The sequence below is a fragment of the Streptomyces sp. CB02959 genome, assembly GCF_002803155.1.
In the GTDB taxonomy this organism is placed as follows: domain Bacteria; phylum Actinomycetota; class Actinomycetes; order Streptomycetales; family Streptomycetaceae; genus Streptomyces.
Genome location: NZ_NNBP01000013.1, coordinates 41,145 through 64,227, shown reverse-complemented (window position 1 = coordinate 64,227; position 23,083 = coordinate 41,145). Strand labels below are relative to the sequence as shown.

24 protein-coding genes are annotated in these 23,083 nt (G+C 72.8%); 15 read left to right on the top strand and 9 right to left on the bottom strand.

Annotation, left to right across the window (positions count from 1 at the left end; all coding sequences use genetic code 11):
* Window positions 1-39: 39 nt before the first annotated feature.
* Window positions 40-759, bottom strand: coding sequence for a response regulator transcription factor (locus CG747_RS21535; protein ID WP_100603431.1), 720 nt, complete (start codon window positions 757-759; stop codon window positions 40-42).
* A 169-nt stretch (window positions 760-928) separates the two neighbouring features.
* On the opposite strand from CG747_RS21535, the gene CG747_RS21530 reads away from it, so the two are divergent.
* The gene (locus CG747_RS21530; RefSeq protein ID WP_100603430.1) at window positions 929-2,332 is read left to right on the top strand and encodes a globin domain-containing protein; all 1,404 of its coding nucleotides are present in this window, start codon (window positions 929-931) and stop codon (window positions 2,330-2,332) included.
* Between the two features lie 128 nt (window positions 2,333-2,460).
* Window positions 2,461-2,946, top strand: coding sequence for a pyridoxamine 5'-phosphate oxidase family protein (locus CG747_RS21525; protein ID WP_100603429.1), 486 nt, complete (start codon window positions 2,461-2,463; stop codon window positions 2,944-2,946).
* Between the two features lie 87 nt (window positions 2,947-3,033).
* Here CG747_RS21525 and CG747_RS21520 read toward each other — a convergent pair whose 3' ends face one another.
* Together CG747_RS21520 and CG747_RS21515 are read right to left on the bottom strand one after the other, a co-directional pair.
* The gene (locus tag CG747_RS21520; protein WP_100603428.1) at window positions 3,034-3,732 is read right to left on the bottom strand and encodes a carboxymuconolactone decarboxylase family protein; all 699 of its coding nucleotides are present in this window, start codon (window positions 3,730-3,732) and stop codon (window positions 3,034-3,036) included.
* A gap of 16 nt (window positions 3,733-3,748) precedes the next feature.
* Window positions 3,749-4,684, bottom strand: coding sequence for an MBL fold metallo-hydrolase (locus tag CG747_RS21515; protein ID WP_100603427.1), 936 nt, complete (start codon window positions 4,682-4,684; stop codon window positions 3,749-3,751).
* A 78-nt stretch (window positions 4,685-4,762) separates the two neighbouring features.
* On the opposite strand from CG747_RS21515, the gene CG747_RS21510 reads away from it, so the two are divergent.
* Window positions 4,763-5,383, top strand: a complete 621-nt coding sequence (locus CG747_RS21510; RefSeq protein ID WP_180985638.1) for a TetR/AcrR family transcriptional regulator — start codon at window positions 4,763-4,765, stop codon at window positions 5,381-5,383.
* Between the two features lie 236 nt (window positions 5,384-5,619).
* On the opposite strand, the gene CG747_RS21505 is transcribed toward CG747_RS21510, so the two are convergent.
* Both CG747_RS21505 and CG747_RS21500 read right to left on the bottom strand, forming a co-directional pair.
* Window positions 5,620-5,778, bottom strand: coding sequence for a hypothetical protein (locus tag CG747_RS21505; RefSeq protein ID WP_180985637.1), 159 nt, complete (start codon window positions 5,776-5,778; stop codon window positions 5,620-5,622).
* A 175-nt stretch (window positions 5,779-5,953) separates the two neighbouring features.
* Complete coding sequence (locus CG747_RS21500) at window positions 5,954-6,532, bottom strand: TetR/AcrR family transcriptional regulator (protein ID WP_257980587.1); 579 nt, start codon at window positions 6,530-6,532, stop codon at window positions 5,954-5,956.
* 395 nt (window positions 6,533-6,927) lie between these two features.
* Here CG747_RS21500 and CG747_RS21495 point away from each other — a divergent pair, with 395 nt between their 5' ends.
* Genes CG747_RS21495 through CG747_RS21485 form a run of 3 tightly spaced genes read left to right on the top strand, consistent with a single transcriptional unit; the run spans window position 6,928 to window position 10,669 of the window.
* Window positions 6,928-7,506 (top strand): (2Fe-2S)-binding protein, encoded by a 579-nt coding sequence (locus tag CG747_RS21495; protein ID WP_100603424.1) that lies wholly within the window; start codon window positions 6,928-6,930, stop codon window positions 7,504-7,506.
* Complete coding sequence (locus CG747_RS21490; RefSeq protein ID WP_100603423.1) at window positions 7,503-8,513, top strand: xanthine dehydrogenase family protein subunit M; 1,011 nt, start codon at window positions 7,503-7,505, stop codon at window positions 8,511-8,513. The genes CG747_RS21495 and CG747_RS21490 overlap by 4 nt, the downstream gene beginning before the upstream one ends.
* Window positions 8,510-10,669: a xanthine dehydrogenase family protein molybdopterin-binding subunit gene (locus CG747_RS21485; protein WP_100603422.1), complete on the top strand. Its 2,160-nt coding sequence runs from the start codon at window positions 8,510-8,512 to the stop codon at window positions 10,667-10,669. Before CG747_RS21490 ends, CG747_RS21485 begins: the two co-directional genes overlap by 4 nt.
* 120 nt (window positions 10,670-10,789) lie before the next feature.
* Here CG747_RS21485 and CG747_RS21480 read toward each other — a convergent pair whose 3' ends face one another.
* Entirely contained in the window at window positions 10,790-11,248 is a 459-nt protein-coding gene (locus CG747_RS21480) for a hypothetical protein (protein WP_100603421.1), read from the bottom strand.
* 185 nt (window positions 11,249-11,433) lie between these two features.
* Between CG747_RS21480 and CG747_RS21475 the strand changes: the two genes are divergently transcribed.
* Together CG747_RS21475 and CG747_RS21470 are read left to right on the top strand one after the other, a co-directional pair.
* Window positions 11,434-12,699, top strand: a complete 1,266-nt coding sequence (locus CG747_RS21475; RefSeq protein WP_257980585.1) for a serine hydrolase — start codon at window positions 11,434-11,436, stop codon at window positions 12,697-12,699.
* Window positions 12,700-12,779: 80 nt separating this feature from the next.
* Complete coding sequence (locus CG747_RS21470; RefSeq protein ID WP_100603584.1) at window positions 12,780-14,012, top strand: FAD-dependent oxidoreductase; 1,233 nt, start codon at window positions 12,780-12,782, stop codon at window positions 14,010-14,012.
* A 65-nt stretch (window positions 14,013-14,077) separates the two neighbouring features.
* On the opposite strand, the gene CG747_RS21465 is transcribed toward CG747_RS21470, so the two are convergent.
* Together CG747_RS21465 and CG747_RS21460 are read right to left on the bottom strand one after the other, a co-directional pair.
* Window positions 14,078-14,350, bottom strand: coding sequence for a hypothetical protein (locus CG747_RS21465; RefSeq protein ID WP_100603420.1), 273 nt, complete (start codon window positions 14,348-14,350; stop codon window positions 14,078-14,080).
* A gap of 93 nt (window positions 14,351-14,443) precedes the next feature.
* Entirely contained in the window at window positions 14,444-15,649 is a 1,206-nt protein-coding gene (locus CG747_RS21460; RefSeq protein WP_257980584.1) for an acyltransferase, read from the bottom strand.
* 595 nt (window positions 15,650-16,244) lie between these two features.
* Between CG747_RS21460 and CG747_RS21455 the strand changes: the two genes are divergently transcribed.
* The 5 genes from CG747_RS21455 to CG747_RS21435 all read left to right on the top strand — a co-directional run bounded on the left by CG747_RS21455 (window position 16,245) and on the right by CG747_RS21435 (window position 20,465).
* The gene (locus CG747_RS21455; RefSeq protein ID WP_100603419.1) at window positions 16,245-16,478 is read left to right on the top strand and encodes a ferredoxin; all 234 of its coding nucleotides are present in this window, start codon (window positions 16,245-16,247) and stop codon (window positions 16,476-16,478) included.
* Window positions 16,468-17,835: an NAD(P)/FAD-dependent oxidoreductase gene (locus tag CG747_RS21450; protein ID WP_100603418.1), complete on the top strand. Its 1,368-nt coding sequence runs from the start codon at window positions 16,468-16,470 to the stop codon at window positions 17,833-17,835. Before CG747_RS21455 ends, CG747_RS21450 begins: the two co-directional genes overlap by 11 nt.
* A gap of 53 nt (window positions 17,836-17,888) precedes the next feature.
* Entirely contained in the window at window positions 17,889-19,121 is a 1,233-nt protein-coding gene (locus CG747_RS21445) for a cytochrome P450 (RefSeq protein WP_100603417.1), read from the top strand.
* A 144-nt stretch (window positions 19,122-19,265) separates the two neighbouring features.
* Window positions 19,266-19,898, top strand: coding sequence for a GNAT family N-acetyltransferase (locus tag CG747_RS21440; protein ID WP_100603416.1), 633 nt, complete (start codon window positions 19,266-19,268; stop codon window positions 19,896-19,898).
* Between the two features lie 135 nt (window positions 19,899-20,033).
* Entirely contained in the window at window positions 20,034-20,465 is a 432-nt protein-coding gene (locus CG747_RS21435) for a hypothetical protein (RefSeq protein WP_100603415.1), read from the top strand.
* 72 nt (window positions 20,466-20,537) lie between these two features.
* On the opposite strand, the gene CG747_RS21430 is transcribed toward CG747_RS21435, so the two are convergent.
* Window positions 20,538-21,293, bottom strand: coding sequence for a TetR/AcrR family transcriptional regulator (locus tag CG747_RS21430; protein WP_100603414.1), 756 nt, complete (start codon window positions 21,291-21,293; stop codon window positions 20,538-20,540).
* A gap of 138 nt (window positions 21,294-21,431) precedes the next feature.
* On the opposite strand from CG747_RS21430, the gene CG747_RS21425 reads away from it, so the two are divergent.
* Together CG747_RS21425 and CG747_RS21420 are read left to right on the top strand one after the other, a co-directional pair.
* On the top strand, window positions 21,432-22,343 hold the full coding sequence (locus tag CG747_RS21425) for an alpha/beta fold hydrolase (RefSeq protein ID WP_100603413.1): 912 nt from the start codon (window positions 21,432-21,434) through the stop codon (window positions 22,341-22,343).
* Window positions 22,344-22,490: 147 nt separating this feature from the next.
* A complete protein-coding gene (locus tag CG747_RS21420; protein WP_100603412.1) occupies window positions 22,491-23,036 on the top strand; it encodes a flavoprotein in 546 nt (181 codons plus the stop codon).
* Window positions 23,037-23,083 lie beyond the last annotated feature (47 nt).

Below are 23,083 nucleotides of genomic sequence, written 5' to 3'. Positions count from 1 at the left end.
GTGCGGCGGGTCGGGCCCGCCGCACCCGCGCTGCCGCGCTCACGCCCGCGGCTGCCCCTTCAGCCGTTCGACGACCATCGCCGCCTGGACCCGGCGCCCCACCCCCAGCTTGGACAGGATCGCGGACACCCGGTTCTTGACCGTCTTCTCGGCGAGGAACAGCCGGTCCGCGATCTGACGATTCGTCAATCCATCGCCGATCAGGTCCAGCACCTCGCGTTCGCGCGGCGAGAGCCGGTCGAGTTCGGACGGCTCCGCCTCGGCCGCCGGGTCCCGGGCCGGGCCGCGCAGCCGCTCCATCACCCGCGTCGCGGTGCGCGGATCCAGCATCGACTGCCCCGCCGCGACCGTGCGGACCGCGTGCACCAGCGCCGTGCCGTCGATCTGCTTGAGCACATAGCCGGCCGCCCCGGCCATGATGGCGTCGAACAGCGCCTCGTCGTCGTCGAAGGACGTCAGCATCAGACAGGCCAGCTCCGGCATCCGGGCCCGCAACTCCCGGCAGACCTCGATCCCTTCGTGGTCGTCGTCGGCGCCGCCCAGCCGGACGTCGAGGACCGCCACCTGCGGCCGTACCGCCGGCACCCGCGCGAGGGCCTGCCGGGCGTCGCCCGCCTCCCCCACGACCTCGATGTCCTCCTCCGCCTCCAGGAGGTCCCGCACGCCGCGGCGGACCACCTCGTGGTCGTCGAGGATGAAGACGCGCAGCGGCGTGTCCGGGGCGGAGGACGGGGCAGGGGGGACGGACTGCTGGTTCATGCACTCTCGCTCTGTGGTTCTGCGCGGATCGGCCGGGCACAAGGGGCCCGACCACGAGGTTCGTCGGGCCCGGCGACTCGCGCAAGGGCCGAACGGCCCTGAGGGAACGGGGCCCTTCGGGCACAGTGCGGCGTTGCGATACTGGCGCCCCCGTCAGGAGGTCGATCCCATGCAGCAGCCCCGCCAGCCCTCGCGTCCCACTTCGTCCGTGCCGTCCGAACGGCCCGCCGCGGGCACCGTCGGTGGCGAGTACCACGCCCTGCTCGCCCGGCACGATGCCATGCGGCTGCGCCGGCGCATCCTCGGGCAGGGCCGGGCCCCGGCGCCGGACTTAACCCCGGACTCCTACGACGGCGCCTCCGACCAGCGGCTGATCACCCAGTACCTCGACCTGGTCACGCCGTTCGGCGACCTGATCGCCCACCTCTACGACGAGATGTTCGCCCGGTGGCCCTACCTGCGGTCGCTGTTCCCCGCGTCCATGGACTTCCAGCGCGCGCACCTGGCCCGCGCCTTCTGGTACCTGATCGAGAACCTGCACCGCCCCGCCGAGGTCGCCGCCTACTTCCGGCAGCTCGGCCACGACCACCGCAAACTCGGGGTGCGTCCGGCGCACTACGAGGCGTTCGAGGCCGCGCTGTGTGCGGCGCTGCGGCGCACCGCCGGGCCCCGCTGGGCGGAGGCGGTGGAACAGGCGTGGGTGCGGATGCTGCGGTTCGCGGTCGCCTCGATGGTCGAGGGCGCCGACGCCGCGCTCGCCGAACCCCCGTGCTGGCAGGGCACGGTGACCGCCCATGAGCGGCGCCGCCCGGACCTCGCCGTGCTGCGGGTCCGGGTGCACGAGCCGTACCCGTACCGGGCCGGCCAGTACGCGGCGGTCGAGTCTCCGCTGATGCCCCAGGCGTGGCGGCACTACTCCCTCGCTTCCGCGCCGCGGCCCGACGGCGAGGTGGCCTTCCACGTCCGGCGGACCGGCCCCGGCGGGGTCAGCGAGGCCCTGGTGGGCCGCACCGGGGTCGGCGACACCCTGCGGCTGGGCCCCGCACACGGCACGATGACGCTCCCGGACGAGGAGCACTCCGGCGATCTGCTGATGGTGGCGGGCGGCACGGGCTGGGCGCCGGTCAAGGCGCTGCTGGAGGAGTGGGCGGGCCGTCGCCGCGGGGCCGGCGGTCTCCCGCTGCGCCGGGCGGCCCGGGTGCACCTCTTCGTCGGCGCCCGCAGCCGGGCCGAGCTGTACGACGCCGCGGCGCTGGCCCAGTTGGCGGCGCGCCACGACCGGCTGCGGGTGGTGCGGGTGCTGGACGAGGACGCCGTCGGGGAGGGTGGCGGCCGGCTGACCGAGTACGGTCGGCTGGCCGAGGCGGTGGCCCGGGACGCGCAGTGGTCCGGTCATCTCGCCTTCGTCAGCGGTCCGGCGGCCATGGTCGGTGCCACGGTCGCCCGGCTGACCGCGGTCGGCATGCCGCCCGACCGCATCCGCCACGACCCGGTGCCGGACCCCTTGGCCCCGCCGGCAGACCGCCCCGTGGCGTGCCCGGCGGACGAGGCGGTGACCGGAGCGGCGCGGTGACGCGGGCCGGGCCGTGCGGGGTGCCGTCCCCCGGGGCGGGCCGAACGGCCCTGGCGGGCGGCCGCCGGGGGCCTTCTACTGGCCGGCAGTCAGTGCGTCAGCAGCGTCAAAAGGACAGGGAGCACGCCGTGAACGACATCCCGGCCCGGCACACCGCCGGTACCGCCACCGACTCCACGCTGGGGGCCTGGGCCGACCGCGAGGCGTCCCGCCGCAGCACCGAACTGGACCGCACCGAGGCACTCCGGCTGCTGGGCAGCGTGTCGCTGGGCCGGATCGTCTTCACCCAGGACGCGCTGCCGGCCATCCGCCCGGTGAACCACCTCCTCCACCACGGCGAGGTGATCATCCGCACCCACGAGGGCGCGGCGCTGACCACCCTGACCGAACACGCGGAGGACGAGGGGGTGGTCGTCGCCTACGAGGCCGACGCCATCGACCCGGCCACGCACTGCGGCTGGAGCGTCGTGGTGACCGGCTACTGCCACCTGGTGACCGATCCCGACGACCTGGCGCACTACCAGGCGTTGCTGCACCCCTGGACCGACCACCGGATGTCCCACGCGCTGCGGATCCGCCCGGACCTGGTCACCGGGGTGCGGCTGTCCCACTAGCCGCGCCGTTTCGGTCGGGGTGGTGAGACGCCGCTGTCCGTCTGCGGTCATGCGGGCGGGCGGGCTGATCGTCGACGTCGGCGACCCTCACCGCCGGGTCGGTGGCGATGCGTCCCTGATCGTGTCCGGCCCCATGCGGCCGGAGCGGCCTGCGTCGGAGAGCCGATGCCGGTCGGAGATCCGATGCCGGTCGGGCAGCGGAGCAGGTTCGCCGAGCCAGTCGTCGAGGGGCACCCGGCAGGAGTTGAGAACGTAGGCGACCAGGGTGTAGACGCCTGTCAGGGCCAGTAGTTCCAGCAGTTGGTGCGGGGAGTAGCGGTCGGCCAGGTGCTCCCAGGTGGTCTGCGATATCGCGCCGTCGCCGTGCAGCTCGTCCACGGCCCGCAGGAGCGTGCTGTCGGCGTCGTCCCAGTCGGGATGGGCGGGGCCGTCGGGTATCCGCGCGATCTCCTCGGCCAGGAGCCCTGCGGCGGCGCCGATGAGGGCGTGGTGCGCCCACTCGTAAGGGGACTGGGTGTGGTGGGCGACCCGCAGGATGGTGATTTCGCGGTCGCGGGGCGGCAGCAGGCCCTGCCCCAGCCGGTTGAGCAGCGGCAGGAGGTCGGACAGCAGGCCGGGATGGTGGGCGATGGTGCCCAGGACGTTGAGCACCGGTCGGCCCGCCAGCGGTCCGGCCGCGTTGCCGAGCGTCTGTCCGGCGGTGCCGCCGATCCTGTCGGCCAGCGCGCGGAGGTCGCTCTGCGGCAGCGGCGCGATCCGGGGAGTGGTGCCTGGTTGTGCGGTCACGGTGTCCTCGCGGTGGTCAGTGGGCGGACGGCTGGGTGTACTGGTCGAGCCGGCCCATCAGCTCCAGTTCGTCCGGTGTGCCGTCGCCGTTGAGCTCCCGGTAGACGGCGCCGACGTTGAGCAGCAGCCGTTCGGGGTCGGCCAGGTCCGTGAAGCCGTCGAGATTCATCTGCTGCGCGGCCCGTAGCACCGGCTGTCCCTCCCCGTGCGCGCGGGTGGCGTGGTCGCGGACCCGCTGGAGGTAGTCGCGGAACCGGCGGACTTCCGGCTTGCCGACGACCGGGCCGTGGCCGGGCACGATCGTCTCGGCGTCGAGACCGAGGATCAGGTCGCAGGCGGCGATCCAGCCCGCTATCGGACCACTGTGGAGCACCGGGTGGCCGCCGACGAACAGGATGTCCCCGGTGAACAGGACTGCCGCGTCCGGCACATGCACCAGCACGTCCCCGACAGTGTGCGCGGGCCCCACCTCGATCAGCCGCACGGTACGTCCGCCGACCGGGACCTCCAGTTCGCCGGTGAAGGTCCGGGTCGGGTATGTCGGAGTGATACCGCCGAAGTCGAAGGTCTTGAGCATCTCGACTACGACCTGCGGGAGTTCGGCCGGTCCGGGGGCCGCGAGCTGCTGGTGCAGCCTGTCGCGGCGCATGGCCGTGGCGGCGGCGTCCGAGGCGATGATGGCGGCGTCGGCCAGCACCTGGTTGCCCCACCAGTGGTCGCCGTCGCCGTGGCTGTTCACCACGGTGCCGATCGTGACGTGCGGCAGCGCCCGCGCCACCGCGTCCACCATGTCCCGGGTCTGCGGGACGGTGAACAGCGTGTCGACGAGCAGTCCTTCCTCCCCGCAGACGATCAGCCCGGCGTTGCTCCACCCCCAGGAACCGTTCGGTTGGAGGTAGGCGTAGGTGGAGTCGGCGATCGGGTGCAGGCCGAGGGTGTAGGGGACGGTCATGGTCCGAACTCCTCATCTAGTGGACTTGAGTCCAAAGATATACTCACGTACAACTACGGATTCAAGTACACTCGCGTTGTGAGCTCGACTACACAGCAAGGACGGCGCGAACGCCGCCTGCACGAGACCCGGCAGAGACTGCTGGCGGCCGCCCTGGACCTCTTCGCGACCCAGGGGTACACCGCGACCACCTTCGACCACATCGCCGCACGCGCCGACGTGGGACGTCAGACGGCGTTCAACCACTTCCGCCGCAAGGAGGACTTCGTGGTCGCCTGGGTCCGCCAGCGACACCAGCACCTGAACCGACACGACGCGGCGCACCCGTCCCGCCGGGCCTCGGCCGTCGAGCTGCTGACGTCCCAACTGCGCACACTCGCCGAGTTCAACGAACACGACTACGCACTGGCCAAGGACCTCTACGACAACGGAGTGCTGCACAGCGCCTTCGCGGCCGGCGCCCCCACGCCCGACGCCTTCCTCGCCGCCGTCACCCGAGGCCGGCAGAGCGGCGAGATCCGCCAGGACATCGACGCCGACCTCGTCGCCGACATGGTCTTCGACACCTACACGACCACGCTCGCCCGCTGGCTCAAGGCCGATGGCGCCTTCCCGCTCGGCGAGACCCTGGCGACCAAACTCGGCATCCTCGTCACCGGCATCGCCGCCCCGCCGGCCGACGCGGCTACGTCGAATTGACGGGGACGCGAACCACCGCCCGCCACGCAAAAAGTGCCCTCCACCTGAACCGGCGGAACCCCTCAAGAAGGTTCATCGGCCCAGGCCAGGAAGGCACTTTCGCATTTCGACCGCGCGAACGGCCATGCCCGACCGGAACGGCGAGGCACGGAGCGCGACGATCCCGAGCCGGGGCCCGCCGCGCTCCCCCGTCCCGTTCCGCGCACCGCCCTTCCGGCCGCGCGGTCGGGGCGCGGTCACACGAGGTGCCGCCCGCCGTCCACCCGGACCACCTCGCCGGTGGTGTACGCGGCGTGGGCCACCGCGTAGACCGCCTCGGCGACGTCCTCGGGGGGTGCCGACCCGGCGCTGGGGCGTGCGGGCGGTGATCCACTCCCGCGAGCTGAATGGGTCACTTCACCTCGCGGGCCGACTGGCGGCCGGGCGCGCGAAGGGCCTCCGACGACGCGAGGGGTGCGCCAGAGTATCATTTATCGAAATACATATTCTACAATGCGGAATGTTGGTGAGATGGGTGCCCCACCCTCGGTCGTACGGATCGAGAGCCGGCCGGTGCCCCGACTCCGCCCCTCACCGCCCCGGCGCCCCCGCGCGGAGCCCGTCCATCACCAGGTCGAGGAGGCGGCCGGCGCGGGAGCGCCAGTCGGCGTGCGGGTCGAGCTGCCAGAGGCCGGCGATGGCGAGGAGGAAGTCCTCGGGGGTGACGCCGGGGCGGATGGTGCCGGCCTCCTCGTTCGCAGCCAGGAGGAGGGTGACGGCGGCGGCGAGGGGGCCGCAGGCCACGGCGGCGAAGGTGCCGCGGGCGGTGGTGGCGTTACGCAGGGCGGCGGCCAGACCGGCCTTGGCCATGGCGTACTGGGCGAGTCGGTCCATCCATCCGCGCAGCGCCCGGTCGGGCGGCCGGGTGGCCAGGAGGTGCGCCGCGGCGTCGCAGACCTGTTGGACCTCGTGGCGGTAGACCTCCAGGACGAGGGCCTCGCGGTTGGGGAAGTTGCGGTAGAAGGTGCCCTGTCCGACGCCGGCCTTCCGGGCGATCGCGCTCAGCGGGACGTCGGCCGCGCGTGTCAGCTCGACCAGGGCCACCTCCAGAATGCGGTCGCGATTGCGTCGCGCGTCCGAGCGCAGGGGCGCGCCCTCGGGGTGCTGCACGCGCCCTCCTCCCGGAATACGCCGATGAGTTGGGCTCGTTCGGCGGGTGAAGCGTGGCGAACAATTGGCCTTGCTAACCGGACACCTGTCCATTAAGTTTCAACCGTAGCGGACAGCTGTCCGCTTGAGGACCACCATAGCGGCTGACGAACGGCGGATGAGGCCGGTCGGGGAGCCCGACGGCCACCGCGAACCGGGTCCCGCCCACCGCATCCTCCCGCACCGCTCTCACGACGCCGCGACGCACCGCACCTCCGCCAGGACCACCCGACTCCGCCCGGCCGTTACCGCCCGGCGGGGTCGGTCCGGTCCGCCGACCGCCCGCGGGGACCGGCGGCCCCGACCGGGGCCCACCGCACCCCTCGACACGCGAGACCTGAAAGAAGGCTGAGCCCATGGCCCCATCGACGGCCGGTGCCATCACCTTGACGATCAACGGCGAGAAGCACACGCTGCCCGTCGACAACCGCACCACCCTGCTCGACGCGCTGCGCGAGCGGCTCGGTCTGACCGGCACCAAGAAGGGCTGCGACCAGGGGCAGTGCGGTGCCTGCACGGTACTGCTCGACGGACGCCGGGCGGTGTCCTGCCTCCAGCTGGCGGTGGCCGCCGAGGGGCGGGAGATCACCACCATCGAGGGCGTCGCGGACGGGGACCGGCTGCACCCGGTGCAGCAGGCGTTCCTGGACCTGGACGGCTACCAGTGCGGCTACTGCACGCCCGGGCAGATCTGTTCGGCCATCGCCGCGATAGAGGAGCACGCCGCGGGCTGGCCCAGCGCGGTCACCGCCGACGTCCGGCCGGAAGCGGGCGTTCCGCCGCTGACCGCCGACGAGATCCGGGAGCGGATGAGCGGCAACCTCTGCCGCTGCGGCGCCTACGTGTCGATCGTGCAGGCGGTCGCGCGGGCAGCGGAGGACTCGGCACAGGTCGCCGGTCCGACGGACGAGACGAACGTGGTGGGTGCGGCATGAGGGAATTCGACTACCGGCGGGCGTCCGACATACCGGGCGCGCTGGCGCTGCTCGGCGCCGAGCCCGAGGCGCGCTACCTCGGCGGCGGCACGAACCTCGTCGACCTGATGAAGAGCGGCGTGGAGCGGCCCGCGCTGCTGGTCGACGTGCGGGAGCTGCCGCTCGACCGGATCGAGGTCGCCGACGACGGCGGACTGCGGATCGGGGCGACGGTCACCAACAGCGACCTGGCCGCCCACCCCGAAGTGCGGCGCCGCTACCCGGCGTTGACGCAGGCGGTGCTGGCCGGCGCCTCCGGACAGCTGCGCAACATGGCCACGGTGGGCGGCAACCTCCTCCAGCGGACGCGCTGCGCGTACTTCACCGACCTGGCCCGGCCCTGCAACAAGCGGCTCCCCGGCAGCGGTTGCCCGGCCGTCGAGGGCGAGCACCACAACCACGCGATCCTGGGCGCCTCCCCGCACTGTGTGGCCGTCCACCCCTCGGACATGGGCGTCGCGCTTGCCGCCTTCGACGCGGTCGTCCACTACGCCACCGAGGACGGGCCGGGTGCGGTGCCGCTCGCGGAGTGCTACCTGCCGGTCGGCGACACCCCGCACCGGGAGACCGCACTGCCGGCCGGCGCGCTGATCACCGGCATCACTCTGCCGCCCGCGCCGGTCGCCGCCGCGTCCCACTACCGCAAGGTGCGCGAGCGGGCGTCGTACGCCTTCGCCATCGGGTCGGTGGCCGCCGCCCTCGACGTCCGGGACGGCACGGTCCGCGACGTCCGGCTGGCGTTCGGGGCGGTCGCGTCCCGACCGTGGCGTGCGCACACGGCCGAGCGCGCGCTGATCGACGGGCCGGCCACCGCCGAGGCGTTCGCCGCCGCCGCGGACGCCGAACTGGCCGCCGCCGAGCCGCTGCCCGGCAACGCCTACAAGGTGACGCTGATCCGGAATCTCGTCGTCGCCGTGCTGACCGAGCTGGCCGAGGAGACCCGGCGGACCGAGGAGACCACCCGATGACCACCACGACGACCGGCACCATCCCGGTGAGCGGAGCCGTCGGCACCGCGCACACCCGCATCGAGGGCCGGGACAAGGTCACCGGCGCGGCCCGCTACGCCGCCGAGATCCCCTTCGCCGGACTCGCCCACGGCTGGCTGGTGGTGTCCACCGTCACCCGCGGCCGGATCCGCTCGATCGACACCGCGCCCGTCCTGGCCATGCCCGGCGTGCTGACCGTGCTCCACCACGGGAACGCCCAACCCCTGGAGTCGGACTACGTCGGCCCGATGGGGCCGCCCGACCCGGCGCTCCAGATCTTCCAGCACGACCGGGTGCCCTACGCCGGCTGGCCGGTGGCGCTGGTCGTCGCCGAGACCTCCGAGCAGGCACGGGAGGCCGCCGAGTCACTGGTGGTCGAGTACGACGCGGAACCGCACGACGTGGTGTTCGCCACCGGGCACCCGAGCACGTACCTCCCGGAGAGCACACCGCGGGCCGCCGCGGAGCAGGAGAAGGGCGACCTGGCGGCCGAACTCGCCGCGTCCGCGGTCGTGGTGGACGCGGAGTACACCACTCCGGAAGAGCACCACCACCCGATGGAGCCGCACGCCGCGACCGCCTACTGGGACAGCGGCCGGCTCGAAGTCGTCGACTCCAATCAGAGCAGCATCTTCGTCGCCCAGGAACTCGCGCGGCTGTTCTCGCTGGACGCGTCCGCGGTCCGGGTGCGTTCCGAGCACGTCGGCGGCGGCTTCGGCGCCAAGGGCACCCGCGCCCACCAGGTGGCGGCGGCCATGGCGGCGACGATCCTGCACCGCCCGGTCCGGGTCGTCCTGACGCGACGTCAGATGTTTTCGCTGATCGGCTACCGCAGCCCCACCGCACAGCGGGTCCGGCTCGGCGCCGACCAGGACGGCCGACTGCGGGCCCTGGACCACCAGGGGCTGAACCAGACCTCGACGGTGCACGAGTTCGTCGAGCGGAGCGCCGACGTGGCGCGGGCGATGTACGACGCCGACGCCCACCACACCGTCAACCGCGTGGTCCGGCTCGACGTGCCGACCCCCACCTTCATGCGCGCGCCGGGCGAGGCGCCGGGCTCGTTCGCGCTGGAGTGCGCGCTCGACGAGCTCGCCGAGAAGTGCGGCATCGACCCGATCGCCCTGCGCGCCCGCAACGAGCCGACGGTGGGCCCCGTTTCCGGGCTGCCCTACAGCAGCCGCAAGCTCCTCGCCTGCTTCGAGGAGGGCGCCGGCAGGTTCGGCTGGGCCGACCGCGATCCGCGTCCCGGGGTGCGCCGCGACGGGCGCTGGCTGCTCGGGACCGGCACCGCGGCCGCCTCGTTCCCCACCCTGGCCGGTCCGTCCACGGCGGCGGTGACGGCCGAGGCGGACGGCACCTTCACCGTGCGGATCACCGCCGCGGACATCGGGACCGGGGCGCGGACCGCGCTGACCCTGGTCGCCGCGGACACGCTGGAGGTGACGCCGGACCGGGTGACGGTCCGGATCGGCGACAGCGACTTCGGCCCGGCGATGCTCGCCGGCGGCTCGGCGGGCACCCGCTCCTGGTCCTGGGCGGTCGACCTCGCGGCCCGCGCGCTGCGCGAGCAACTCGCGCTCGGCGGCGACGTTCCCCCGGAGGGCATCACCGCACGGTCGGACACCACGGAGGCCATCGGCGCCCTGCCGCCCCGTGAACGGCACGCCTTCGGCGCGCAGTTCGCCGAGGTCGCGGTGGACCCCCTGTCCGGCGAGGTGCGGGTCCGGCGGATGCTGGGCGTCTTCGCCGCCGGCCGGATCGTCAATCCGCTGACCGCGCGCAGCCAGTTCGTCGGCGGCATGGTCTGGGGGCTCTCGATGGCCCTGCACGAGGAGGCGGTCCGGGACGTGGCCAGCGGCGCCCACGTCGCCCCCGACCTCGCCGGCTACCACGTCGCCGCCAACGCCGACGTGCCGCTCATCGAGGCGGACTGGGTGGACGACCCGGACGAGGACGACCCGGTGGGCATCAAGGGCATCGGCGAGGTCGGCATCGTGGGCGCCGCGGCGGCCGTCGCCAACGCGGTCTGGCACGCCACCGGCGTCCGCCACCGGCATCTGCCGATCCGCCCGAACCGGGTGCTCACACCCTGGGACGGCGACCTTCCGCAGCCGTCCGACGGCCGCGGCTGACAGCAGGCGGTCGCCGCTCCCACCCGGGAGCGGCGACCGTTTCGGCGGACCTGGTCCGCCTGCCTTCACCGTGCCCACCCGGCAGCCGACGGCCGCCGGGTGGCACCGGCCACGGCCGGGTCAGCGCACGTGGACGGTCCGCACGCTGGTGTCGAAGTCCGCACGGGGGTGACCGCCGTGCGGGCCGTCGACGCCGAAGAGCACCCCGCGGAACTGCAGGACACCGCGGTGCGCGGCCTTCACCTTCACGTCGACCTTGGCCTCGCCGCCGTCCATCGACACGACCTTGCCGCACTTGACGGTGTGCCAGGCGCCGTGCGTGCCGACCCGCTGCTGAGCGCAGAACTCGCCGTACCGGAGGGCGTCGCTGTCACCGTGCCCCGTGAGGTGCACGGCCTGGCCGACCTTGACGGTGCCCGGCGACGCGCTGAGGGTGGCGCTGCCCTTGGCGAACGCCGGGGTGACGGCCATTGCGGCCACGGCCGCGCCCATGGCACCCACCGCGGCGAAGCGGCCGACGCTCCGACGCCCGAAAATCCCCCGCGCCGCGCGCCCGTTCTTCTTCACTTGCTCGGACATTGTTTCCTCCCCTTGTTCAAAGGGCCGTTGTGACGACCCACCACACAAGAGGCGGATATGACGGGTTACGTTCCCGGCGGTAGCGCCGAATACCGTGCGCGCTGTCCCCCAGGGGGACAACCCCACCCCCACCACTCCGGCCAGCAGCATGTCCCACCAGCCCCGATCGTCCCTACGGTGGCCGCATGCCGATGATCGTGAACGTCCGCGAATCCAGGTCCTGGTGTGCCCCACGGGCGGCCGTACGGCGCCTCTCCGGCCGGGCGGCCGCCGCGCTCCTCACCGCCACCGCACTCCTCGGCGGGCTCACCCCCGACGCGCGGGCCGACGCCCCGGAGCGCACCGCCTCCCCGTCCCGGCTCCAGCAGGACGCCGACGCGCTCCGCGACACCGGCGTCACCGGCGTCTCCGTCCGGCTGACGACCGGCCACGAGACGCGCACCGTCCGCAGCGGTACCGGAGACCTGTCCACCGGACGGCCCGTCCCCCCGGGCGGATACGTCCGGATCGGCAGCAACACCAAGACGTACGTGGCGACCGTGGTGCTCCAACTCGTGGGCGAGGGACGGCTGTCGCTCGACGACACGGTGGACAGGTGGCTGCCCGGCGTGGTGCGCGGCCACGGCAACGACGGGCGCCGGATCACGGTGCGTCAGCTGCTGCAGCACACCAGCGGCCTGCCGGACTACATCGGCGAGGTCGCCCCGCACCCCAGCGCCACCGAGTACCGCAGCAGCCGTTGGACGACGTACACCTCCGCGCAGCGCGTCGCGTTCGCGCTGCGCCACCCGCCGACCTTCGAGCCCGGGGCCCGCTGGAAGTACTCCAACACCAACTACATCCTGGCCGGGATGGTGATCGAGGCGGTCACCGGCCGCTCCTGGGAGCACGAGGTGCGGGCGCGGATCCTGCGCCCGCTCCGCCTCACGCACACCTTCGCGCCGGGCGACGACCCGTACCTCCCCCGCCCGCACGCCGTCAACTACCAGCAGTTCGCCCCCGGCGCCCCGATGATCGACACCACCCTCGCCTACCTCCCCTTCGACGGGAACGCCGACGGTGCGCTGATCAGCACGACGGCGGACACCAACACGTTCTTCGCGGCGCTCGTCCAGGGCCGGCTGCTGGCCCCCGCGCAGCTGGCCGAGATGCGCCGCACGGTGGCGGTGCCCGGCGACCCGGCCACCCCGCCCGGCCGCCGCTACGGGCTGGGCCTGTCCTGGTTCCCGCTGACCTGCGGCGGCGGGTACTGGGGGCACAGCGGCGACGGCTACGGCTACCTGCTCTGGCCCGCCGCCACCCCCGACGGCCGGACCGCCGTCACCGTCTCCCTGCACAGCCGCCCCGGCGACCCGGACACCGCCATCCGCCAGATCAGGGCCACGACGGAGCTGATCGACCACGCCCTGTGCGACGTGCGGCGCTCGACGGACGGCGGACGCCACGGCTGACTTCCGGTGCGATCCGGGGTATCTGTGCCGGTGGCTGCGCGAGCGCCGGGCCCGGGTCGCCTTGGAAGGGAGCGGTTGTGGTGGAGCGGACGACGTGTTGTGTGGTGGGCGGCGGACCGGCGGGAATGGTGCTCGGGCTGCTGCTGGCGCGGGCCGGGGTGGCGGTGACGGTCCTGGAGAAGCACGGGGATTTCCTGCGCGACTTCAGGGGGGACACCGTGCACCCGTCCACGCTGGCGCTGCTGGACGAGTTGGGGCTGAGCGAACGGTTCGCCCGGCTGCCGCAGCGGCGGGTGACGACCGTTCAGCTGCCGCTCGGGCCGGACGGCTCCCTGATGACCGTGGGCAACATCGCCGCGCTGGGCGGCCGGTTCAACTACGTCGCGATGGTGCCGCAGTGGGACCTGCTCGACCTGCTGGCGGACGAGGCCGGGCGCGAGCCGTCGTTCTCCGTGCGGATGAGCACCGAGGTGACGTCGTTCCTCAAGGAGCGCGGCCGGGTGACGGGGGTGCGGTACCGCACGGCCGACGGCCGGACCGGCGAACTGCGGGCGACGCTCACGGTGGCCTGCGACGGCCGGGGTTCACTCGCCCGGTCCCTGCCCGAACTCGGGCTGCGGGCCTTCAGCTGCCCCATGGACGCCTGGTGGTTCCGGCTGCCGCGGTACGACGGCGATCCGCACGGTCTGGTGGGCGGCGTCGGCGACCGGCTGCTCACCGCCCTGATGGACCGCGGGGACTACTGGCAGTGCGCCGCGCTGATCCCCAAGGGCACGGACGAGGCGCGGCGCGCCGCCGGCCTGGAGGCGTTCATGGTGAACTTCGCCTCGGCCGCCCCCTGGCTCGGCGACCGGGTGCGGGCGCTGGGCTCCTGGGACGAGGTCAAACTGCTGGACGTGCGGCTGGACCGGCTGCGGCGCTGGCACCGCCCGGGACTGCTGTGCATCGGCGACGCGGCGCACGCGATGTCGCCGGTCTTCGGGATCGGCATCAATCTCGCGGTGGAGGACGCGGTGGCGGCCGCGCGGCATCTGGTCGGGCCGCTGCGGGCCGGCGCGGTCGGCCTGCCGGACGTCCGTGCCGTGCAGCGCCGCCGGTGGCCGACCGCGGCGCTGACACAGCGGTTGCAGCGGCTCGCGCACTCCCGGGTCATCGCACCGGTATTGGCCGGCCAGGCGCCGTTCGGGAACCCGCGGCGGGCCCAGTGGGTGGCCGAGCGGCTCACCACCTCGCGGTGGCTGAGCCGGGTTCCGGCGTACTTCCTCGCCTACGGCGCGGTACGCGAGCGCCCGCCCGCCGAATCGGTGCGGTGAAGCAGTGACGGGGGGCGCGCACGCCCCCCGTCACGCTCCGTCACGCCGTCATGCGGCCCTCTCCGTCACTCGGTCACCTCCGCCAGCCGGAAGGGTCCGGCCGCTCCGGGGGCGTACATCAAGGGCAGGCTGCGGCCCAGCGGGACCACCACGATCGGCTCCTCGCGGTACTCCCGCAGGAAATGCTCCAGCGGCTCCCAGATCATGCTCCGGTACCCGGCCTCGGTCCGCTGGCGCTCGAACGACAGGGTCAGCGCGGATTCCTCCACGGTGACGCTCACCGCGCCCACCTCCAGCCACTCCCCGCCGATCCACGCTTCGAGTCGTACGTATGACATGACGCAAGAGTGCCCCGTTCCCCACCGAAATCGCAATCAGCGGGGAACGGGGCCGGGCGGCGCGGGCCGGTTCGCGGTCACCCCGTCACGGTGTCACGGGGACGGTCGTTGCGTTGCCACTCGATAGTTCTCGGCGGTGGAATTCTGGTGGGCATCCGGGCCCGCTCCGGCGGTATCGGATTCCTTTGCCGCTTGACTCTTGGAATTCCGGCGCATTTCCTGGAGTCCCTTTTGGATTCCATTGCGCAACCATTTCCCCAGAGGGCGTTCCACCAGTCGGTGCACGGCATAGGAAAGCGCCACCATAAAGGCGACGATGGAGAGCAGGAGGACCGGCGCCGGCATCTTGTTGCGCAGCAGGTCGATGAGGGTGAACCCGATGTACATGTGCAGGAGATACAGCGGGTACGTCAGCGAGCCGGCGGTCAGCAGCCAGCGCCACCGCACCTTGTCGAATACTCCGAGGGCGATGGCCGCCATGACGGCGAAGGCCAGGATGACGCCCACCCGCGCCGGCCAGCCGTGCGCCATGCTCGCCTTGGCTCCGACGTTCATGATCAGGCGGCCGCGGACGTAGTGCTGGGCCAGCAGGAATTCGACCGCGACGATCGCCCAGAGCAGGAGTGTGGGCTTGAAGCGGTGCATCAGGTAGAAGGCGATGCCCGCGATGAAGTAGGGCGAGTAGGGGGCGATCGCCCACACCGAAAGGAAGTTGCTGTCGGCCTTGAGCGCGACGACTCCGGCGACCGTCCACAGCCCGCAGAAGAGCACGCACCTGCGGTAGGTGACACCGCGGTACACGACGAGGGCGAAGAGCAGGTAGAACTTCAACTCGACGAAGAGGGACCAGTAGACGTCGTCGAGGTCGGAAACCCCCACGCCCTGCTGCAGCATGGTGAGGTTTGTCAGCACTGTTTCCAGATTGTCCGCACTGCGGATCCGCGGCCAGAGCATGAGTACGGCCGCGGTCAGCAGGACCCCGACCCAGTACGCGGGATAGAGGCGGGAGGCCCGGGATTTCACGAAGTCGCCGAGCGAACGCCCCCAGGCGCTCATGCAGATGACGAATCCACTGATCAGGAAGAAGACTTCGACGCCCAGCCAGCCGAATTGGGAGAGGTGGTAGATCGTCGGCGAGATCGCATGCGGATCATTGCCCCAGCCATCACGGAGGGTGATGTAGTGATACGCCAGGACCATCAGCGCCGCCACGAGGCGCAGTCCGTCCAGGACATAGAGTCTGGATTGCCCTTGCCCCTTCCCTGGTGCGGCCAGATTTCCAGGCAGAGCAAAGGGCATCCCGTGGTTCCTCACACTTCGTAGGGCAGCGTTCCACTCCATCCCATCTCATGCCCGGGGCGGAGGAGACAAGTTAAGTTGAAATGATCGCAAAGTTTTTGGCCGCGGCCCGAATCGAGCGTTACGTTAATCACGTTTCGACCGATGCTGGATGTCGCGGGCGAATCCGGGTCAATACGGATACCCCGTACCCGATGACCGGATCTCCCGCGCACCCCGGACACACCGGAAACGCCATCCGGAACGCCTGATTCCGCCGCCGCACACCCGAGCCCGGCACTGCCGTTCCCGTGACCTTCGACCTTCCGAAACCTACCCGCCGTCCCGTATTCATATGCTGCGCCATAAGGGTCCGGAGCGTATTCGGCGGCGGCACCGGAAAATCGGGCCCGCCGGCCGGCGGGCATTCTCAGCCGGACCGGGGACGGGAACGGCCCGACGCCGATGGGCGACCGCGCCCCCTCCGCTCCGCTGGTCGACCACCGCCGCCCCGCCCTCACTCCCCGTGCACACCCCTCCGGCCCAGCACCGCCCGCGCCGCCCGCCCGAGGCGAGTAGGACGGAGGGGACGGCTCGCGCGGAGGAATGGTGCGGAATGCAGATCGTGGTCGACCTCAACCGGTGCCAGGGGTACGCGCAGTGCGTGTTCCTCGCGCCGCGGGTGTTCGAGCTGCACGGCGAGGAGGCGTTGCGCTACTCCCCCGCGCCCCCGGACGAGCAGGCGGAGCGGGTGCGCCGGGCGGTCGCGGCCTGCCCGGTACAGGCCATCCTCGTCGGCGCCCAGGCCGGCCCGGAGGCCGTGGCCGGAGCGGGTGCCGATGTCCGCTGAGCTGAAGAAGGGACGGATCGTCATCGTCGGCGCGTCCCTGGCCGGGCTGCGGGCGGCCGAAACCCTGCGGGACGAGGGCTTCACCGGGGACCTGACCCTGGTCGGCGACGAGCCGCATCCGCCGTACGACCGACCGCCGCTGTCGAAGCAGGTGCTGCTTGGCAAGGTGACCGCGGCGGATGTCGGCCTGCCGGCCCGCCGCCCGGTGGACGCGCGGTGGAAGCTGGGGGTGCGCGCCAGCGGGCTCGACCCGGCCACGAAGGACGTGCTGCTGGCGAACGGCGAGCGGCTGCCGTTCGACCGGCTGCTGATCACCACCGGGACCCGCGCCCGGCCCTGGCCGCATCCCGAAGAGGCCCGCCTGGACGGGGTGTTGACGGTGCGGACGCTCGACGACGCGGGTCGGCTCGCCGAGCGTCTGGACGCCGGGCCGCGCCGGGTCCTGGTCATCGGGGCGGGGTTCACCGGTTCGGAGATCGCCTCCGCCTGCCGGGAGCGCGGTCTGGAGGTGACGGTCGCCGAGCGCGGACCGGCGCCGCTGGTCGGGGCGCTCGGCGGCGCGCTGGGGGCGTTCGCCGCGCGGTTGCAGCGCGCGCACGGCGTCGATCTGCGCTGCGGGGTGACGGTCACCTCGCTCACCGGCAGCAACGGGCGGCTGACCGGCGCCGAACTCTCCGACGGCAGCCGGATCGACGCCGATGTCGCGGTGGTCGCCCTGGGCGCCGTCCGCAACACCGAGTGGCTCAAGGACACGGGGCTCGCCGCGGGCCCGCGGGGCGTGGCCTGCGACGCCGGGTGCCGGGCCTTCGACATGTACGGGATCGTCACCGACGACGTGTTCGTGGCCGGGGACGTGGCCCGTTTTCCGCATCCGCTCTTCGAGTACCAGATGCTGGCGCTGGAGCACTGGGGCAACGCCGTGGAGCAGGCGGAGGTGGCGGCGCACAACATGGTCAACCCCGGCCCGCTGCGGCGCCCGCACCTGGCGGTGCCGGCCTTCTGGTCCAGCCAGTTCGGGCTGAACATCAAGTCCGTCGGCGTCCCGACCTTCTCGGACCAGGTGACCATCGCCCAGGGCTCCGTCGAGGAGGGCCGGCTGGTCGTGGTCTACGGGTACCGCGGCCGGGTCACCGCCGCGGTCAGCGTCAACCGCGCCAAGTGGCTGGAGCACTACCGGCGTCTGATCGAGACCGCGGCGCCGTTCCCGCCCGAGCCGGGCGCCGCCGACCGGCCCGCGTCCCCGAAGGTCGTGCCCTCCGACGTCCCGGACCCGAAGGTGCTCTCGCACGGCCCGACCGTCGCGCTCACCGGTCATCTGCCGGACCGCCGACTGGCCGTGGTGCGCCCGATGGCCTGACCGCCGCACCGGGCGCCGCCTGCCCCTGCCCCTTGACAAGGAGAGCCCCGCGCATGTCCACGGAGACCCTGCTGGAGCGGATCAACGCCTACGCCAGCCGCGCCGACCCGTACCCGCTCTACACCGAACTCCGTGAGCACGGCGTGGCACGGCAGAACGACGGCGGCTACCTGGTCGGCACGTACCACGAGATCGCCGCGCTGCTGCACGATCCGCGGATCAGCTCGGACGTGCGCCTGCGCACCGTCCCCGATCTGTCGGGTCGCCCCAAGGACCTCCCGCCGTCCTTCATCGGCATCGACGATCCCGAACACGACCGGCTCCGCCGGCTGGCGATGCGCCCCTTCGGCCCGCCGCACTCCCCCGGCCGGATCGACGCGCTGCACGACGACCTCGTGGACATCGCCCGGGAGCTGCTCGACGGGCTCCAGGGCCGGGACCGGATCGACCTGGTCGACGACTTCGCCTACCCGCTGCCGGTCACCGTGATCTGCCGGCTGCTGGGCGTCCCCCGGGAGGACATGCCCGAGATCCGCGGCTGGACGAACACCATCATCGCCTCCCTGGACCGCTCCCCCGAAGACGATCCGCAGGGGAGGCAGCGCGCGGGCGCGGAGGCGCGGGCCGCGATGGGCGGCTACCTGGGCGCGCTGGCCGAGCGGCGGCGGGAGCACCCGGCCGACGACATGATCTCCGCCCTGGTGCACGACGACGGGCCCGAAGGGCGGCTCACCGAGCCGGAGTTGATGACGACGCTGACCCTGCTGATGATCGCGGGGCACGAGACGACGGTCAATCTCATCACCAACGGCATGCTCACCCTGCTGCGCCATCCGGACGCGCTGGAACGGCTGCGCCGGGAGCCGGAGCTGATGCCGTCGGCGGTGGAGGAGCTGCTGCGGTACGAGCCGCCGGTCCAGATGCTGCCGCAGCGCACGCCGCTGACCGACGTCGACGTGGGCGGGGTGACCATCCCCCAGGGCGCCCCGCTGTTCCTGATCCTGGCTTCCGGCAACCGGGATCCGCTGCGGTTCGAGGACGCCGACCACTTCGACCCGGCCCGTCGGGACAACCAGCACTTCGGCTTCGGCAGCGGCGTCCACAACTGCTTCGGCGCTCCGCTGGCCCGCCTCGAAACGCAGGTCGCGCTGGCCGAGTTGCTGCGCCGTCTGGATGGTCCGCGCCTGGTCGAGGACCCGCCGCCGTACCGGCACAGCCCCATCCTGCGCGGGCCCCGGCACCTGCTCATCGCGGGCGGTGTCGGGACCGGTGACGGGAAGCGGTAGGGCCCGTCAGGAGTCCGGAGCCGCGGCCGCGTTGGCGGGGTCCTCGCGGCCCGCCGCTGCGACGGTCGCAAAAAAGGGTGCCGCCCTCCCCTCGACGATGTAATGTCCACTGCCGTTGCGTGGCACTTACTCGGGGAGGGTTCGATGGTTCCGGAACTCGTCAGGATCTGGGCGGCCGGTTGGGTCGTCTCGCGTCAATGCCCGCGGGCGGTCGAACACCCCTGGGGGCTCTACATCGACGTCGGCCGCCCGAACCACGTGGGCCGCCACGTCCTGCCCGACCCCGACGAGGGTTCGGTGCGCGCGGCCGCCGCGTCGGCGACCGCCCCGCACACCTGGCTGAAACTGCCCGTGGAGACGGAGACGGCGGACGCCTGGCTCCCGGAGGGCTGGGTGGCGGACAAGGAGGAGTCGGGGCACCTGATGAGCACGGAGCTCCGGACCACCCGCCCGGTGGCGCCGGACGGTTACCGCACGACCGTGGAAGCCGCGGACGGCGTCACCTACGTCCGGGTGCACGACGCGCACGGCGAGTTCGCCGCCACCGGGCAGATGGCAGTCCTCGGCCCGGCCGCGATCGTCGACCAGGTGGTGACCGAGGAGGCGCACCGCCGGCGCGGTCTGGGCAGCCTCGTGATGCGCACGCTCGCCGACCACGCCGCGGCCGAGGGGGCGACGCTCGGCATCCTGGGCGCGACGCACGAGGGCCGCGCACTGTACGAATCGCTCGGCTGGCAGCGGCGCGCGGGCCTCGCGGCCTGCGTCCACCGCCCGTAGCCGAGGCCCGAGGACCTCGTATCCGCATGTGACCGGCCTCACTTGCGGGCGCCGCTTGACCCTCACATCAATGTGAGGGTTCGACGATACGGAGCACGGAAGCACCGAACCACAACCGGTACGAGGTAAACCCCCATGGACAACCAGCTTTTCGACTACAGCCCGATCACCGAGCGGGACCCGATCTCCTGGCCCGGCGGCGCCCGGATCGCCTTCTACGTCGGACTGAACGTCGAGCACTACCAGGTCGACCGCCCGTCGACGAGCATCTTCCCCGGCACCGCCGGACTCGCCCCGGACCCGCTCAACTACGGCTGGCGCGACTACGGTCCGCGGGTGGGAATCTGGCGACTGAGGGACCAACTGGACCAGCTGTACGAGGACGCGGCGGACAGCGGCCGGGTGATGTCGTTGGTGCTGCACCCGTTCGTCATCAACCAGCCGTTCCGCCACAAGTACCTGGACCAGGCACTGGAGCACATCGCCCAGCACCCCGGGGTGTGGCTGACGACCAGCGACGAGATCGCCGAGCACTACGCCCGGACCACCGCCGGGACACCGGCCTGACCTCGCCGCCCCTACGGGCACCGGGGATCCGGCGGCCGAGGCAGCCCGCACGGCGGTGAGGTGCGGCGGGTACTAGCTCGGCGGCTCCGGTGCCAGCAGGCCCGCCAGCACCCGTCGGACCACCCGCTCGAAGTGGGCTCCGGCCTCGACGGGGGCCCCGGCGCGGGGCCGGTTCCCACCGGCCGGGGCGCCCGCCGCTCCCCCGGCCAACGCCCGTGCCAGCAGCGGATGTCCGCCCCGTCCGGCCACCGTGCCCAGATAGGCGGACCGCGCCGCCTGTCGGCCCGTCGGCGACCGGCGGGCACGGAGTTCGACCCCGGACAACATGGCGACCAGGGCGTTCAGCACGGCCACCGCCTCCAGTTTGCCCTGCCCGGTCAGGCCCGCCGCCGGCTCCAGCGCACACAGCGCGAACTCCAGGTAGTCCAGCCCCCGCGGCCCGACCCGCATGGCCTCCGGCGCCACCTCCAGCAGCCACGGATGCCGCAGTTGGACCTCCTGCGTCCGGGCGGCCAACGCGACCAGGTCCGCCGCCGGATCCCCGGTCAGCTCGACAGCGAGGTCGATCTCGCCGGTCACGGCGTCCACCATCAGGTCCACCAGGTCGTCCCGTCCGGCCACATACCGGTAGAGCGACGCGGGCCCGGTGCCCAGCTCCTTGGCCACCTGCCGGACGGACACCGCGGCCAGCCCACCCGCGTCGGCGAGCCCGATCGCGGCCGCGGCGAGCTGCTCCCGGCTCCGCTCGGGCGCGGGCCCCCGCGCGCCCCGCTCGGGCCGCTGCCACACCAGCACGGCCTCCGCGTCCTGATCCCCCTTGCCCGTCATCGAACTTCACCTGCCCCTTCCGCAACCCGACCCTGCGCTGATAACTATAGCTCCATAACTGCGAACATCGTTCGCAGTATTGCGAAGGCGCGGGCGCAGGCACGGACGCAGGCGCCGGCACAGGCAGAAGGGAACACGATGACGTCCAAGGTCCCGCCCCCCGTATGGAGCCCGACCCAGTGGGCCTGCAACGGTGAAGTCCGGGTCGCCTACGACCGGTTGCCGCCCCACGACGCCGATAGGGAGCCCCTCCTCCTGGTGACCGGCCTGGGCGTCGCCCGACACTGGTGGCCCACCGGCCTGGCCCGGACACTGGCCGCCCGGGGATTCACCGTCGCCCGCTACGACCAGCGCGACGCGGGCGAATCGACACACCTGCCACCCACCACCGGCACCAACCCCATCACCGCCCTCCTGCGCAAACGCGGCGACGCCTACACCGCCGAGGACATGGCCGACGACGCCATCGCCGTACTGGACGCCCTGGGCTGGGACTCCGCGCACCTCTTCGGCCAGTCGCTCGGCGGCACGGTCGCCCAGCGCATCACGCTGCGCCATCCCCGGCGCGTCCGCACCCTCACCTCCGTCTCGGCCGTCCCCGGTGACACCGCCGGCCTGGCCACCCTGCGCCACATCCGGCTGCGCACCCTCGCCCGACTCGCCCGCATGGGGCGCTCCCACGCCCTCGAAGGGCCCATCGAGGCGGGAGTGGCGCTCGCCCGCCTCCTCCACTCCCCCGCCCACCCCTTCGACGAGCAGGCCATCAGGGCGATGCTGGCCGACACCCCCGACCCGGGTGTCCGGGACGCCCGCAGCCAGAGCCGCCAGATAGGCGCGCAGTGGAGCGGACCCGCCATCGGCCGCATCACCGCACCGACCCTGGTCCTGCACGGTCTGGACGATCCCCTCGTCAAGCCGTCGGCGGGCCGCACGGTCGCCGCCCGCATCCCCGGCGCACGCTTCATCCCGCTGCCGGGAGTGGGCCACGACCTGCCGGAACCGGTGTGGGAGGACGTCGCCCAGCACGTGCGCCAACTCGCCGACGGCTGACACCGACCGGCCCCGCCCGACCCTGCACGGCCCCGCTCCCCGACGACGTCCGCACCGCGCCGCGGCCCCCGGCGCCCCGCCCGCGGCCTCCGGGGAACCGCCGGACGCACCCTTGCGGACGCCCACCGGGCGCTGTGGACTGCTCGGGTGACGACGACTCGGACCCTGTACGTGATCGCCTGCGCCGCCCCTCCCGCCCGCCGCATCGAGATCCCCCTCCGCGCCGCCCGGACCGCCGGCTGGGACGTCTGCCTGGTACTGACGCCCGCCGCCTACCGATGGGCGACCGAGGACGCCGACGGCGAGATCGAGGCGCTGACCGAACTCACCGGACACCCCGTCCGCCACCAGTACAAACTCCCGAGTCAGGAGGACGTGCTGCCGCCACCGGACGCGATCCTCGCCGCCCCGCTCAGCTGCAACAGCCTGAACAAGTGGGCCGCCGGGATCTCCGACACGCTGGCGCTCGGACTGCTGACCGAGGCGATCGGCCTGCGGATCCCGACGGTCGCGCTACCGTGCTGGAACGCCGCGCAGAACGCGCACCCAGCCACCGCCGGGAGCGTCGCCACCCTGCGGGCCGCCGGCGTCACCGTGCTGCTCGGGGGCGACGGGTTCGTACCGCACCCACCGAAGTCCGCGGAGCGGAGCGCCTTCCCCTGGCAAGCCGCCCTGGACGCCCTCCCCTCGTAGCGCCACCCCGCACACCTCACCCCTCCACCCATCTGCACCTTGACGGC

What these genes read in the sequence shown, in the direction of transcription:
- CG747_RS21465 (WP_100603420.1), bottom strand. Translation starts at nt 14,350, where the DNA reads ATGTCATACGTACGACTCGAAGCGTGGATCGGCGGGGAGTGGCTGGAG.
- CG747_RS21480 (WP_100603421.1), bottom strand. Translation starts at nt 11,248, where the DNA reads ATGTCCGAGCAAGTGAAGAAGAACGGGCGCGCGGCGCGGGGGATTTTC.
- CG747_RS21515 (WP_100603427.1), bottom strand. Translation starts at nt 4,684, where the DNA reads ATGACCGTCCCCTACACCCTCGGCCTGCACCCGATCGCCGACTCCACC.
- CG747_RS21475 (WP_257980585.1), top strand. Translation starts at nt 11,434, where the DNA reads ATGCCGATGATCGTGAACGTCCGCGAATCCAGGTCCTGGTGTGCCCCA.
- CG747_RS21450 (WP_100603418.1), top strand. Translation starts at nt 16,468, where the DNA reads ATGTCCGCTGAGCTGAAGAAGGGACGGATCGTCATCGTCGGCGCGTCC.
- CG747_RS21530 (WP_100603430.1), top strand. Translation starts at nt 929, where the DNA reads ATGCAGCAGCCCCGCCAGCCCTCGCGTCCCACTTCGTCCGTGCCGTCC.
- CG747_RS21460 (WP_257980584.1), bottom strand. Translation starts at nt 15,649, where the DNA reads ATGCCCTTTGCTCTGCCTGGAAATCTGGCCGCACCAGGGAAGGGGCAA.
- CG747_RS21495 (WP_100603424.1), top strand. Translation starts at nt 6,928, where the DNA reads ATGGCCCCATCGACGGCCGGTGCCATCACCTTGACGATCAACGGCGAG.
- CG747_RS21490 (WP_100603423.1), top strand. Translation starts at nt 7,503, where the DNA reads ATGAGGGAATTCGACTACCGGCGGGCGTCCGACATACCGGGCGCGCTG.
- CG747_RS21535 (WP_100603431.1), bottom strand. Translation starts at nt 759, where the DNA reads ATGAACCAGCAGTCCGTCCCCCCTGCCCCGTCCTCCGCCCCGGACACG.
- CG747_RS21445 (WP_100603417.1), top strand. Translation starts at nt 17,889, where the DNA reads ATGTCCACGGAGACCCTGCTGGAGCGGATCAACGCCTACGCCAGCCGC.
- CG747_RS21455 (WP_100603419.1), top strand. Translation starts at nt 16,245, where the DNA reads ATGCAGATCGTGGTCGACCTCAACCGGTGCCAGGGGTACGCGCAGTGC.
- CG747_RS21425 (WP_100603413.1), top strand. Translation starts at nt 21,432, where the DNA reads ATGACGTCCAAGGTCCCGCCCCCCGTATGGAGCCCGACCCAGTGGGCC.
- CG747_RS21430 (WP_100603414.1), bottom strand. Translation starts at nt 21,293, where the DNA reads ATGACGGGCAAGGGGGATCAGGACGCGGAGGCCGTGCTGGTGTGGCAG.
- CG747_RS21440 (WP_100603416.1), top strand. Translation starts at nt 19,266, where the DNA reads ATGGTTCCGGAACTCGTCAGGATCTGGGCGGCCGGTTGGGTCGTCTCG.
- CG747_RS21485 (WP_100603422.1), top strand. Translation starts at nt 8,510, where the DNA reads ATGACCACCACGACGACCGGCACCATCCCGGTGAGCGGAGCCGTCGGC.
- CG747_RS21435 (WP_100603415.1), top strand. Translation starts at nt 20,034, where the DNA reads ATGGACAACCAGCTTTTCGACTACAGCCCGATCACCGAGCGGGACCCG.